Genomic DNA, 13,337 nt, shown 5'->3' with positions numbered 1-13,337 from the left:
GAATTCTAGTCTCGGTAAAAACACCAAGTCAACCAAAATTGCTAAGCAGAGCAGAGATTCAATTCTGAAGGTTGGAGAAACGCGATTGAAAGAAACGGGAGTCTGCGGGACTGTTGCTGGCTGATCTCGTCGTTATGCTTTTTTTACTTGCGTTTTTGTCTGCGTGCCCAATACAATCCGCCCCGTCATAGCAAAGGAGTCCTCCGTGGACGCATGTTCCAGTAGTGGAAGTTCGATGCCGGCCAGCGCCGGCAGCACCACCGCGAGATAGTCGCCGCAGGTTCACTCCTTCGCCGCTAACTCGCTTACGCCGGGTTAGCGCGCTTCGTTACTGACTGGTCTCAGTCGTCTTTGCGACCAGTCTTCCAGCAGCACGCTCCCTCTGATCGATTGCCATTTGCAAGCTTGCTTGCAGGAATGGCTGCGCATTCGCATTTCGTCCGCTTGTCGACGCGGCCGGCATGCGTGCGCCTGCGAGCCGGCGCGTCCTTTATGGCCGCATTCGCGCTTCGCGTAGAAAACCTGCGCGCCGGACACAGTTTCATCAAGCTTCGCAGGCACGCTCTGCGTTGAATAGCGGCTTCGTCCGCAACTGGCTACAGTCCCACAAATACTATGAAAAACATTCTCAAGAGCAGGCTGCTCGGTTCGGGCGCACCCATTACGCTGAGCGCGGTTCTCTCGCTGGGCATCGTGCCCGCCGCCTTCGCACAGACCAGCGGCGACAATGCGCCCGCTCAACCGGCTTCGCCTGCTTCTTCTGCTTCGTCATCGGGTGCATCGGATCAGCAACAAGCGCCCGCTGCCGATCAGAACGCAGCCGCGCCCACGGGTCTTTGGGAACGCTCGAACCTCTTTGGCGACATGGGCGGCTTGCGGCCCTGGCTCGCGCAGTACGGCTTGTCGTTCGGCCTGCAGGAAACCAGCGAGTACATGGGCAACGTGAGCGGCGGAACGAGTCGCGGCGGCGCCTATCAAGGTGTGACTGAGTTCAGCCTCGGCATGGACACGCAAAAAGCGTTCGGTTTGCCTGGCGGCATCTTCAATGTGTCCGGCTTCCAGATTCACGGCACGAGCCTGACTTCGCGCAACCTGCAAACGCTGCAGAACGCGAGCGGCATCGAGGCCGATGCCTCGACCCGCCTGTGGGAGTTGTGGTACCAGCAGACGCTGCCTGGCGGCAAGGTCGACGTGAAGGTCGGCCAGCAAAGCCTCGACCAGGAGTTCATGGTCAGCCAGTACGCGAATCCCTTCATGAACGCGACGTTCGGCTGGTCGGTGCTGCCGTCCGTCGATCTGCCCGCGGGCGGCCCCGCGTATCCGCTTTCGTCGCTCGGCGTGCGCGTGCGGGCTACGCCTACGGACGCGATCACCGTGCTCGGCGGTGTATTCGACGGCAACCCGGCGCCTGGCGACGGCGACCCGCAGAAGCTCAACGCGAGCGGCACGAATTTCAACCTGGGCAATGGCGCGCTGGTGATCGGCGAAATTCAATACGCAATCAATCAGCCGCCTGCCAATAATTCGGATCCCAAACCAGGTGGGATGCCCGGCACCTACAAGCTGGGTTTCTGGTACAACAGCAACCGTTTCGCCGATCCGGCAACGGGCGTGACAGGCGTGGGCGGCTCGGTGAGCCATCGGGGCAATTACAGCATCTATGCCGTGGCGGACCAGATGGTCTGGCGTCCGAGCGCCGACAGTCCGCAGTCGGTGGGCGTGTTCGCGCGCGTGATGGGCGCGCCCGGCGACCGCAACCTGGTCGACCTCGGGGTCAACGCGGGCGTGACGCTCAAGGCGCCGTTCAAGGGACGCGACAACGACGTGGCCGGCCTGGCCGTCGGCTACGCGCACATCGGCTCGCACGCGCAGGACTATGCGAGCGCCCAGGCGTTCTCGACGCCCGGCTACCCGTCGCGCAGCGCCGAGACAGTGCTGGAAGCGACTTACCAGTATCAGATCGCGCCGTGGTGGCAATTGCAGGCAGACTTCCAGTACTTCTTCCGGCCGGCCGGCGGCATTCCGGACCCGCAGAATCCGTCGCGGCGCATTGGCGACGAGGCGGTGTTTGGCCTGCGTACGACGGTCGCGTTCTGACTGGAGGACGCCGCTCCTGCCGCTGGATCGGCGGCGGCAGGAGCGAGCAGGATGACGAAGCGTTGCGTGGCCTGCGTGAAGATATGAGCGAAAGGCGAGGGAAGATACCGATTGGTCGGACTTGTGATTGATCTAGACTCCAGGGGCGAGTGCTGCGCAGCTATTCGATGCGGCACCAGTTTTCAAACGCAGATTTCGTTCCATGAAGCATCCGATCCAGGGATGGCTTTTGGGTGCCTTTCTTCTCGCGCTTGCCAGCGTCTCGGCGGCCGAACCCGCCAAGGCGGCGCACACCCAGAAGCCTGTCCAGAAGCACGTTCAAAAGCACGTCCAGAAGGACGCGAAGGGCCACGCCCCGAAGCACGCCATTGCGGCCGCACCCGCGCCGGCGGCGCCATCCGTCTCTTTGCCCGCCATCGCGAAGCGCTTCGAGTACCAGTCGCCGTTTGAAAGGCAGTACGACGCGCATCTGGCGAAAACCACCGCCGCAACGCCTGGCATTCCGGACGATACCGACGCCACGCTCGATTCGGGGACCAACGGGACGCGCACGCCGGGCGCCCAGGTCGACAGCAATGGGATCCCCAACCAGGCGCTCCACCCGCAAACGCCGCCGCTCGTCACGGTCGGCGACTGGGATCTCTCTGCCGATGCGCATCTTCCGCTGTCGCGCTCGCATGACACCGGAGCGGCGATCAGCGCCCGGCATGGGTTCTAACGCGCTCAAGCAAAAAAGCCACGCCCCCACTTCCTTACCGCCGCGAGGTAATTGGTAAGGCATTGACGTTGTGACACGTTGCTCCCGGGAATGCGAAGGAGGCGAGTCAGTAAGCTGACAAGCTCAACTACCGCAGAAAAATCCTCCCCGGACCCACGCCCCATGTCACAACGACACCCAACCCGTTCGCGCATCCTGGGTCAGCTCCTGCTCCCCGTGCTGCTCAGCTCGACGCTGATGCTGCAGGGCTGCGCGACGACCGCGGAAAATATTGCCCTGGGTTTTGGTATCGGCTCGGTCGGTACCATCTCCGCCTTGGGTTGCCTGCTCGCCTGCCAGATGAACGACGCGCGCTGGTAAGCGGCGCTCAGTAATACATCCAGCGCCCATACTGCGGCGACCAGTACACCCAGCGCGCCGGCGGTTGCTGGTACTGCGCGCCCCACGGTGCGGGCGGCGGGTAGTAAGCGGGCCGGGGCTGCGCGTACACGGGCTGCTGCTGCGGGTATTGCTGCTGGGCGTATTGCTGCGCATACACCGGTTGCTGCTGCTGCTGCTGCGGCGGATAGGCGGGTGGCTGCTGTGCGTAGGCCGGCCGTTGCTGCGCATACGCCGGCTGCTGGGCATAGCCATACGGCTGGGGCGGCGGCGCGTATTGCTGGGCCTGCTGCGGGACCTGTTGCTGGACCCGCGGCTGCGCCGGCTGGTAGTAGGGTTGGGCGTAACCCTGGCCTTGCGTCGAATAGATCTGCGCGGAGCGCGGCGGCTCCGGTTCGTCGACGGTTTCGTCGTTCGCCAGCGACTCCGGCGGCGCGACGTCGTCCTGCGCGGGCGGCGTTGCCGCCACAGCACGATGGTTCGCGCTCGCCTGCGCGTAGGCGTGCGGCTGCGATTGCGGCTGCGCTTGCCGGGCGGCCGCAGCCGGCGCTGCGTTGGCGGCTTTCGCAACGGTGGCGTGTGCGTTCGCCTGCTCGGGAGCCGGCGCCGCCGCCGCGGCCGGAGCCGCGGCGGTGGAGTCCTGGACGTCCTGCGCCTCTTGAGTCTCTGCCGCGCTTTGTTCGCTTTGCGCGGCTTGTCCTTCTCCGAGCGGCTTGACCACGACCGGCACGGTCATGACCGTCGAGACCTCGCCCGCGTCGCTATAGGTGTGCTTGATGTCGAGAATGGGTTTCTGCGCCGCCGCGCCGGCGGCCTTCTTCGCCTGTGCTGCAGCAGGCGCAGCGGCGGGAGCCGCCGTCTGCGCCATCTCCTCCCTGGCTGCCTTGTAGCCCCTGTCATAGGCTGCCTGGACTTCGCGGTCCTGCGCCGCGGCGTCTTCTTCCTTGCTATACGCGTGTGACGCTGCCGAGATTGCGCAGCCCGTTGCAAGCAATGCGATGGCCGTCGCGTGCCGTGCGGTCGTGTCCATGGAGGGACCTCTAATTCTGTTTTTCGATGACTTCATCGTACTACGCGGCTGATGACATTCAAGCGGCGGGAAACCCCCTGGGTATGCAGCCGAACGCAGGCGCTCACCCCGGCGACGCTTGCGCCAGCAACCACTGCCGGAATGCGGCCAGGCGGCTCTGCCTGATGTCGGTCGAGCGGCACGAAAGGAAATGCGTTTCGCGTAAAAAGCGCGTGAAGCGGTCGGCGCCCACCTCCACCAGATCGCCGCGCGCAAGCTCGCGTTCGGCGAGGCGCGTGCTTTCGAGCACGACGCCCATGCCGTCGGCCGCCGCCGAAATCGCGAGCGCCGCGCGATCGAACGAGGGCCGCGGCCGGTCGGTCAACGGCAGGCCGTTCGCGGCGAACCAGTCGCGCCAGGTGACGCGGCTCAACGGGCTGTCGATCAGCGTGGCCTCCTGCATCAACGCTTCCACCGAGCCTGCGCTCGCCAGCAACGCAGGCGAGCACATCGGCACGAGCGGTTCGACGCCTAACGCCACCGTCTCCACACCCGGGCGCTCCAGCGCGCCGCCGTATGAAATCGCCACGTCGATTTCCTGAGCGCGCGTGAGGTCCAGCGGCTCCGGTCCGGTGGAAAGCCGCAGCGTGATGTTGGGGTGATGGCGCGCGAAGTCGGCAAGCCTCGGCCCGAGCCATTTCACGGCGAAACTCGGCGCGCTGTACACGGCGAGCACCTGGGCCTGGGGCGCGAGCGAGACTTCGCTGCAGGCCGACTCGATGACGTCGAAAACGCGGCTCAGGCTGTCGAGCAGGCGTAGCGCCTCGGGGGTCGGATCGATGCGGCGATTGCGTCGGATGAAGAGCGGCCGCCCGAAATACGCCTCGAGTTCCTTGACCTGATGACTGATCGCCGATGGCGTGAGATGGAGTTCGCGTGCCGCGAGCGCGAAGCTCTGGAGCCGTGCCGCGGCTTCGAAGGCGCGCAGCAGCACAAAATTAGGAATTTTGCGCACGTTCGACCCTGAGATAGGTGAATGTGGCTCATGTTTTCATGAACATCCATCGTTTGTCAACGCGTCGAGAGCCGGACAAGATGTCAGCCATCGAACGGAAGGATTGGAAAGGAGACGCAGCATGTCCGAAGTGATGGAGACGGCCCAGGCCACGAAGGCAATCGACCTGAACGGTCGTATCTCGATCTATCAGCCCGAGCAAAAGGATCTGATTTTTCCCGCACTGCCGACGTTCGCGAATCATGCCGAGCACCGGCAGCACCTGAAAGAGCGCCTCGTCGCCGCGTGCCGCGCGTTCGCGCTGCAGGGCTTCGACTACGGCTTCGCGGGGCACCTCACCGTGCGCGATCCGGAGCATCCCGAGCTGTACTGGACCAACCCGATGGCCGTGCACTTCTCGCAGGTCAAGGTCTCGAACCTGATTCTCGCGGACCACGAAGGCCGCGTGGTCGAAGGCAAGTACGCCATCAACCGCGCCGGCTTCGTGCTGCACGCGGCCGTGCACGAAGCGCACCCCGACATCGTGGCGATGTGCCATGCGCATACGGTCTACGGCACCGCCTTCGCGGCGCTCGGCAAGAAGATCGAGCCGATCACCCAGGACGCCTGCGCGTTCTTCGAAGACCACGTCGTGATTGGCGACGAGGCGGGCCAGGTCGCCGTGGAAGTGAAAGCCGGTCACAAGGTCGCCAACGCGTTCGCCGGCGTGAAGGCCGCGATTCACCAGAACCACGGCTTGCTGACGGCCAGCCGTCACAGCATCGAGTCGGCGGCGTTCTGGTTCATCGCGCTCGAGCGTTGCTGCCAGCAGCAGCTGATGGTCGACGCCACCGGCGTCACGCCGCGCCTCGTGCCGGAGGAACGTGCGCGCTATAGCCGCGAGCACGTGGGCAGCGAGTACATCGGCTGGCTGCACTTCCAGGCGATCTGGGATCAGCTGGTGGCGACGCAGCCGGATATGTTTGATTAAGTTGTTTGTTTCGCTCGAGATGTACGCTTGACTGAGCACTGCGGGCCGCCGGCGCAAGAAAACATGCGCGAGCGGCCACGCGCACAATAATCTTCGGAGACAACCCCATGAATACGTCGAGGCCTACGCTCGCCGCGTCCACGTCTTTCCCGAGCGCCGAAACATCGCAGTCGGCGCTCTACGCGAAGGTCGCGTGGCGCCTGGTGCCGCTCTTGTTCCTCTGCTACGTGGCCGCCTATCTCGACCGTGTGAACGTCGGGTTCGCGAAACTGCAGATGCTCAAGGACCTGGGCTTCAGCGAAACCGTGTACGGTCTTGGCGCCGGCATCTTCTTCATCGGCTACTTCATTTTCGAGGTGCCGAGCAACATCATTCTGCACAAGGTCGGCGCGCGCATCTGGATCGCGCGGGTGATGATCACATGGGCAATCATCTCCGGGCTCATGATGTTCGCGACGACGCCCGCCATGTTCTACACGCTGCGCTTTCTGCTGGGTCTCGCGGAAGCGGGGCTCTTCCCCGGCGTGATCCTCTACCTGACCTACTGGTTTCCCGCCGAGCGGCGCGGCAAGATCATCGCGCTCTTCATGACCGGCATTCCCATTTCGGGCGTGATCGGCGGGCCGCTTTCGGGCTGGATCCTGCATTCGATGAGCGGCACGCACGGGCTGGCGGGCTGGCAGTGGCTCTTCGTGATCGAGGCGATTCCCTCGCTCGTGCTCGGCGTCGTGGTGATCCTCATGCTCGACAAGGGCATCGAGCAGGCCAGGTGGCTCACCGACGACGAGAAGCGAACGCTGATCGTCAACATCGCGGCCGATGCGAGCCGCGTGGAGTCCCACTCGTTCCGCGACGGCTTCACGAACCGCATGGTGTGGGTGCTGAGCGTGATCTATCTGTTCTTCATCATGGGGCTTTATGGCGTGGGCTTCTGGCTGCCGACGCTCATCAAGGGCTCGGGTGTGAAGGACCCGCTCACGATCGGTCTGCTGACCACCTTGCCCTACGCGGCGGCGGCAATCTCGATGGTCGTTGTTGGCCGTAGCTCGGACGCACGGCGCGAGCGCCGCTGGCACCTTGCGCTGCCGGGCCTGATCGGCACGGCAGGCTGGATCGTCGCGGTGGCGGCAGGCAGCGGCAACGTCACGCTGGCGATGATTGGCCTTACCGTCGCTACCATGGGCGTGATGACGACGCTGTGCCAGTTCTGGTGCCTGCCTACTGCGGTTCTTGCAGGTGCGGCTGCGGCTACGGGCGTTGCGGTGGTCAACTCCGTCGGCAACCTCGCGGGCTTCGTGAGCCCCTACGTGATCGGCTGGATCATCGACAAGACGCATTCGACCGATCTGGGCGTGTATACGCTGGCGGCGTGTCTTTCGATTGGCGGATTGCTTGTGCTTGGGCTGCCCAAGCGGCTTGTTAATCACTAAGCAAGCTTCAATGGTCCGCACCGTAGCGTTCGGTGTGGACTTCTTCGAATGGCAGGCTTGGGAAATCGCTGTCAAGCCAGTCGTCATGAATCACTCGTAGTCCAGAGCAATTGCGTCACGGTCGATGCTCGCGGCGGGTAGAACCGCCGCTTTAACTCGCCTCGGCGCGATCATCATCGAGATGCAGGGCAGCACGGTGAACGTTGAACGGCGGCGTCGCCGGTGCTTCGGGCCCAGTTCTCTCCAACGATCCCCAGCATGAAGGCCGCTTTCGGCCGCACCACCCAAGCACCGCACGCAATTGCGTCGTGGTCTCGCAGGACGCGTGTGCCAGCGAGGAAAATTCTTACAGTTTTCGGGGATCCACCGACTTGGGTAGTCCCGAGGCTGCCTTGTCGAATGTCAAGCCGAACCGATTTAATACATCGCGCATCGGCGTTGATCCATTTTTCAGACTTGTTCGATTGCGCTGCCTCGAATTCTGAAAAAGGATAAGCGCTGGTGCCGGATAGTCCGTCGCCGTTCAAAGGAGTTGAATCCTTGAATTCACGCGATCCGCTGGTGCGCCCCGGTATCGACATTCACCAGTATTACAGCCTCGACATACCTTCGTCAGCGAGTTCGGCGCTGGCCGACATCTATTCGTTCAAAGGCACGCGTGCCATCGGCGAGCCGACGAAATACACAATCCAGTTCACCCATCCCCAGCACGACCTCTCGCGTAGCGACTACATCAACCGGATGGGCTCGTTTGTCATCCAGCCCCCGCCTGTAAGCCGCTGGAGCGAGCCAGAGGCGCCGCAGCGCGTCCAGGGAATGGTTACCGCCTTCGCGCAGATTGCCAGCAATCATGCTCAATCCCTGTACGAGGTCACCCTCGAATCGCGCCTTGCGCTGCTGTGCAACAGGCCACGCGTTCGCTACTTTTTCGACATGAGCGAACCCGAGGTAATTGAGAGGATTCTCAGAGAACACGAGTTCAACCAGATTTTCGCGGATTACCAGTTCGGCCTTTACCGCTCCTATCGCAAGCGCGCGATTATCGCGCAGTGGGGCGAGGATGATCTTGCATTCATTACGCGCCTGTGCAGGCGCGCCGGCATATGGTTTGTGTGCGAGACGGGCAAGCGCTGTGAGGTCGTGCGCTTCGGGGACGACTACTCGAAGTACATCCACGACAATGCGCGCTTCACGTATCCGTACCAGGAGCTAAACGGCCTTCATACGGTCGCTCGCGAGTCGGTACGGTCTCTGGAGATGCGCGCAACAATGCAACCCGCGAAGTTCTCGGTGCGCAGCTTTAGCCCCGAGCAGCCGAACAACGAGCGAATCAACGGTTCGACTGCGATCAACGGGGACCGGACGACCTACGGCGAGACCTACATGTGGGGGCTCGATCTGGATGACGAAAATGACGCCGCGCGCGAGACGGAACTCAGGCAGGAGGCGGCAATTGCGGAACAGGTCGTCTACCGCGGGACGGGCGACATGCTGGAGCCGTGGCCTTCTTGTGTGCTGAAGCTGTCGAACCGCGATCTGCCTGACGTGAAGTACGGGCTGCTGATTGTCAGCATGACATGCAGCGCGTCGCGCAAGGAAGGCTACAAGGTCGAATTCTCGGCCATTCCGAGCGATCGGCAATTCCGGATACCGCTGAAGGAAGAAACGTGGCCTCGCATTGAGGGCGTGGTTACTGGCACGATTGCTTCGACGAAAGACTACGTGGGGCCATACCTGGACGATCAGGGGCGCTATATCGTCAACCTCCATCCGGATCGCGACCCGCGCACGCCGGGCGTGGAAAGCTGCCCGATGCGGCTGGCAAAGCCATTTGCGGGAGAAGGGCAAACGGGCTTTCACTTCGGCCTTGAACCCGGAACCGTCGTGACGGTGGCGTTTCTGTGGGGTAATCCTGACAGGCCGTTCATATCTCAAGTACTGCATACGGCACTGCACACGGACCCGCTCGTCGTCGGTCATCCATGGGCCATGCGGCACACGATACGCACGCGCAGCAACAACACGCTCCAGATGGACGACCGCAGCGGCGAGGAACATATCAAGCTCGCCACGGAGTGTGGCAAATCTCAGCTTAACCTGGGTCATGCGGTAGATCGCCTGAACAAGGCAAGAGGCGAGGGCTTCGAGCTTCGTACGGACCTTAAAGGGCACGTCCGGGCCGGGGGCGGCCTGCTTTTGTCCGCCAATGAGCAGAAGAAGGCGCAGGGCCAGTTTACGGACATGGACGCCGTATCGAGCCAGTTCAATATCACTCAGGCGCAGGCTCAGGGGCTGGCTGCGGCCGCAACGATGGCAAAGACCGAAATTGCCGACATCAAGGCCGAGAATGAATGGCTGAAAAGCGAACTGGTGGGCCTGAAGAAGGCGGTGCTCGCATTGTCAGCTCCAAACGGCGTTGGGATCGCGACCCCGCAACGCATGATGGTATCGACGGGCAAGGATACGAGTTTCGCCACCTCGTTGGGCTTCAACGTTAGTGCTCTGAAGAACATTGCCCTGGCCGCCGCGGAGACGGTTTCGTTATTCGCGCAACGCACTGGCATCTTTATCGCGGCAATGCGCGGCAAGGTGCAGATTCAGGCGCAGTCGGATGCGATGGAACTTGTTTCGCAATTAGACATGAAATTCTTCAGCGTCGCCGGAACGCTTACCGCGACTGCAGCGAACGGCATTGTCCTGAATGGTGGCGGCTCGGCGTACATCAAGGTTCACGGAGATAACGTCGAAATTGGCGGTGCTGGGGACCTTATCATCAAGGTCCCCGATATGGATAAACAGGGACCGGGATCGCTGTCGCTTCCCTTGCCGAAGTTCAGTCAGACCGATGCGCCGAGCGATGAGCGTTTCATTCTCAGTGACGGCATTACGGGCCGACCGCTAGTGAATCGCGCGTACAAGATTCAGATGGCAGACGGTCGTATCGTTGAAGGCGTCACGACTAAAAATGGTGAAACCTCACTGACACAGAACGACGTTGCGCAGGGCATCAAGTTGATGCTTTCGAAAATCAAAGGGGCCTCATCCAATGGATAAGCAGAACAGCCAACCGGATACCCAGACTGACGCGCGGTCAGGACCGTTTCAGCGCGATGTGATGACCAACGTCGTGCCAATGCAGCGTGACCACCTTGGACGACCTTTCTGGGAGTCATTTCAGTCACCTGCAGGCTATCAGGTGCGCGCCGAAGCGCGCGTGCCGCCGCATATGCCTGGCATCATCATCTTCGTGCATGGTGTGAATTCGGAAGGGGAGTGGTATGACGCGGCTGAAGAGGGTCTCTGTGAGGGCCTAAATGTCAGGCTCGGGCGGACTGAGGATACGAAGCTAAAAGCGAACGCGTATATATCCATTGATCCCCGAACAGGAAAGGCGATCCCTCGCCAGTTCGATCCCGCTGAAAACGGGAATTCGCCGGTGATCCGCTTCTATTGGGGCTATCGAAGCGACTACGCTGAACTACATCGATGGAAGGTGCCATTACGCAATCTTGAAGGCGACAATAATTGGGCACCGGCATGTTTCAAGGATACGGGGCCGTGGTTTTGGGGCGGTGGCGCGTTCCAGAATGGGACAAACAACTTGCAGCAATTGTGGAGTGACAAAGGATTTTCGCGCTATATCTACGGTTTCGACATGGAACACCTTAACACTGAGGTCGATCGCCAACTGCAGGACGCGCCGCCGCGCATTTACTACTCTCGCGCTACGCAGCGTTTGGCGAAACTGATTGACAAAATTCGAGCGAAAAACCCGCGCGACACCATTACGCTAATGTCGCACAGTCAGGGCACCATGATCGCAATGGCCGCGACGCTGCTCTGCAAGGAGCGCGCGCCTGATGCCGTGTTCGTGATGAATTCGCCATTTGCACTGGACGACAAGATAACGGATGTGATGACGTGCGGCGGCGAGCGGCCAACTGCTGAAGCCCGTGCAAATACCTTCAAGGCTGTCGCCAACCGAATCAAACAGGATAAGCATGTCTATACCGAAGCGGCGATGCAGCAGTTGCATGTCGGCGCTTCGCAGGACATGAACTTCTGGCGACCTGACTTGAAACTGAACTATGGTGTACCGGAGCGGGATAACCACGGGCGAATGTATGTCTACTTTACGCCCCATGATCGCGTGATGGGTGCGACACCCATGCAAAGCATCGGCTGGCAGGGCATGGACGACAAGCTGCTTAATGAGCTCGGTGATACCGTCAAACAGCGCATGCTGGCGCGCAGTATGCCAGTTGGCGATGAACCAGGTGTACGCAAATTCGGCTCACTGCCGCCGATCGCGGAGGGTCAACTCGTGCCTGGCGCGAAGCCCGCCGATTTCTGGAACGGCAATCGTCGCGTAGCGGGCGCAGTTTTCGGTTTGCCTTTCTTATGGGCGGTCCCGAACGCAAATAAGACTGTGACGGTGAATGCAGAGAAGGTGCCAAACCCACTGACTGCAGAAGAGATGACATTCTTTGAGAAGTCACGAAAGGACGCGTCAGAATACGGAAAATTCAATGCCGAATTGAATAATCCGAATCTTGGTTCATTTGAAGACAAAACTTTCCCGTACTACGCGTCAATTTACCAGCCGGAAAAATATGCTATGCATGATGATGTGTACGGCAATTCCGGGAAGCAGAGAACAATCGAATCCGGCACAGAAGTGATTGATCGCATTACAAAATACAAGCCTGAGCCGACCAATCACAGTACGCTTCCATCGAATACCGAATTCATGACGCGCGTTGTTGCGTGGGATCTTCCAGTGGGTTTCTGCGATTCCTTCGAGGACCGTGAGTTCTGGATTGATCTAATAAAGGCGGCCGAGTGGACAAGCGGGCACGATACATACTTCGACTACGGTACGTTTGATACGGTTGAAAAGCCTGACTCGATTGACTGGACTACTGTTGCCGAGGAAACCAGCATCGCGGAAGCGAAACGTATTCGATATGGGGAAATTTATCGTGGTTCGTAAGCTCATCGTACTGACCTTTTCCGTCGCTGCTATCGGCTGTGCCGCGAAGCAGCCATGGTCCTTCATCCTCGCAGACTTTCTCTCCGCAAAGGAACTACCCTACGACTCACCGCCACAGGTGATCTATCGCATTGACAACCATCGCTTCGTGACGTTGGAGCATTATCGGGACTGCAACCACGGAGACGCGTTCTACAACGACACGAAGGCCGGAATCCATCGCTATCTCGGGCGAGGAAATGTCGAAAACTTTCAAGGTCGAATCATCAATGCTGATCCAACCGGCCGGAATCTGGTGTTTCCGGCCGCGACTCCACCATCTACCGTGTGCGGTAATGGCGAGCGCGGTTGCAATCCGACGATGGCTTATTCAACTGATGGAGGAAAAACATTTGATGGCGTAGTCTATTCAAGAAATAATTTCGACCCATTTGAATATTCAAAATATTACACAGTATCAGTAACGAAAGAGAAAATTTATGTCGAGAGGAAACTGAGTAGTGGTGATGCGTATGTCACTGAATTTCCAATGGTTCCCGGTATTGACTTGAGCAAGCCGTATCCAGCTGGTGTCACAGGTGACAGCTTTTCGGCATCGACGCGGCCCGACTACCTTGCTGGACTTCACACGCCATCGGGTCAAGATCGCATACGCTGCGACGCCTCGATCAAGCCGACGAACCCCGACGCGCCGCTCGCGCGTGGGCGCTAAATTGAGTGCATTCAA

General features: G+C 60.6%; 10 protein-coding genes. 8 read left to right on the top strand and 2 right to left on the bottom strand.

What is annotated here, in order from left to right; all coding sequences use genetic code 11:
* Positions 1-615 precede the first annotated feature (615 nt).
* The 3 genes from AB4Y35_RS19190 (at position 616) to AB4Y35_RS19180 (ending at position 3,175) form a co-directional block, all read left to right on the top strand.
* The gene (locus tag AB4Y35_RS19190) at positions 616-2,097 is read left to right on the top strand and encodes a carbohydrate porin (protein WP_368705484.1); all 1,482 of its coding nucleotides are present in this window, start codon (positions 616-618) and stop codon (positions 2,095-2,097) included.
* 202 nt (positions 2,098-2,299) lie between these two features.
* On the top strand, positions 2,300-2,815 hold the full coding sequence (locus tag AB4Y35_RS19185; RefSeq protein WP_368705483.1) for a hypothetical protein: 516 nt from the start codon (positions 2,300-2,302) through the stop codon (positions 2,813-2,815).
* A gap of 162 nt (positions 2,816-2,977) precedes the next feature.
* Entirely contained in the window at positions 2,978-3,175 is a 198-nt protein-coding gene (locus AB4Y35_RS19180; RefSeq protein ID WP_368705482.1) for a hypothetical protein, read from the top strand.
* 7 nt (positions 3,176-3,182) lie between these two features.
* On the opposite strand, the gene AB4Y35_RS19175 is transcribed toward AB4Y35_RS19180, so the two are convergent.
* Positions 3,183-4,223, bottom strand: a complete 1,041-nt coding sequence (locus AB4Y35_RS19175; RefSeq protein ID WP_368705481.1) for a hypothetical protein — start codon at positions 4,221-4,223, stop codon at positions 3,183-3,185.
* A gap of 103 nt (positions 4,224-4,326) precedes the next feature.
* On the bottom strand, positions 4,327-5,217 hold the full coding sequence (locus AB4Y35_RS19170; RefSeq protein WP_368705480.1) for a LysR substrate-binding domain-containing protein: 891 nt from the start codon (positions 5,215-5,217) through the stop codon (positions 4,327-4,329).
* Positions 5,218-5,338: 121 nt separating this feature from the next.
* Between AB4Y35_RS19170 and AB4Y35_RS19165 the strand changes: the two genes are divergently transcribed.
* The 5 genes from AB4Y35_RS19165 to AB4Y35_RS19145 all read left to right on the top strand — a co-directional run bounded on the left by AB4Y35_RS19165 (position 5,339) and on the right by AB4Y35_RS19145 (position 13,322).
* On the top strand, positions 5,339-6,187 hold the full coding sequence (locus AB4Y35_RS19165; RefSeq protein ID WP_368705479.1) for a class II aldolase/adducin family protein: 849 nt from the start codon (positions 5,339-5,341) through the stop codon (positions 6,185-6,187).
* A gap of 107 nt (positions 6,188-6,294) precedes the next feature.
* Entirely contained in the window at positions 6,295-7,617 is a 1,323-nt protein-coding gene (locus tag AB4Y35_RS19160) for an MFS transporter (protein WP_368705478.1), read from the top strand.
* A 540-nt stretch (positions 7,618-8,157) separates the two neighbouring features.
* The gene (locus tag AB4Y35_RS19155; protein ID WP_368705477.1) at positions 8,158-10,671 is read left to right on the top strand and encodes a type VI secretion system Vgr family protein; all 2,514 of its coding nucleotides are present in this window, start codon (positions 8,158-8,160) and stop codon (positions 10,669-10,671) included.
* Entirely contained in the window at positions 10,664-12,610 is a 1,947-nt protein-coding gene (locus AB4Y35_RS19150) for a hypothetical protein (RefSeq protein ID WP_368705476.1), read from the top strand. Before AB4Y35_RS19155 ends, AB4Y35_RS19150 begins: the two co-directional genes overlap by 8 nt.
* Complete coding sequence (locus AB4Y35_RS19145) at positions 12,600-13,322, top strand: hypothetical protein (RefSeq protein ID WP_368705475.1); 723 nt, start codon at positions 12,600-12,602, stop codon at positions 13,320-13,322. The genes AB4Y35_RS19150 and AB4Y35_RS19145 overlap by 11 nt, the downstream gene beginning before the upstream one ends.
* Positions 13,323-13,337 lie beyond the last annotated feature (15 nt).

The sequence above is a fragment of the Paraburkholderia sp. EG286A genome (assembly GCF_040965375.1).
GTDB lineage: Bacteria > Pseudomonadota > Gammaproteobacteria > Burkholderiales > Burkholderiaceae > Paraburkholderia.
Note: the sequence above shows the minus strand (reverse complement) of the source record. Positions and strands in the feature narration are given on the sequence as shown.

What these genes read in the sequence shown, in the direction of transcription:
- AB4Y35_RS19190 (WP_368705484.1), top strand. Translation starts at nt 616, where the DNA reads ATGAAAAACATTCTCAAGAGCAGGCTGCTCGGTTCGGGCGCACCCATT.
- AB4Y35_RS19185 (WP_368705483.1), top strand. Translation starts at nt 2,300, where the DNA reads ATGAAGCATCCGATCCAGGGATGGCTTTTGGGTGCCTTTCTTCTCGCG.
- AB4Y35_RS19180 (WP_368705482.1), top strand. Translation starts at nt 2,978, where the DNA reads ATGTCACAACGACACCCAACCCGTTCGCGCATCCTGGGTCAGCTCCTG.
- AB4Y35_RS19175 (WP_368705481.1), bottom strand. Translation starts at nt 4,223, where the DNA reads ATGGACACGACCGCACGGCACGCGACGGCCATCGCATTGCTTGCAACG.
- AB4Y35_RS19165 (WP_368705479.1), top strand. Translation starts at nt 5,339, where the DNA reads ATGTCCGAAGTGATGGAGACGGCCCAGGCCACGAAGGCAATCGACCTG.
- AB4Y35_RS19160 (WP_368705478.1), top strand. Translation starts at nt 6,295, where the DNA reads ATGAATACGTCGAGGCCTACGCTCGCCGCGTCCACGTCTTTCCCGAGC.
- AB4Y35_RS19150 (WP_368705476.1), top strand. Translation starts at nt 10,664, where the DNA reads ATGGATAAGCAGAACAGCCAACCGGATACCCAGACTGACGCGCGGTCA.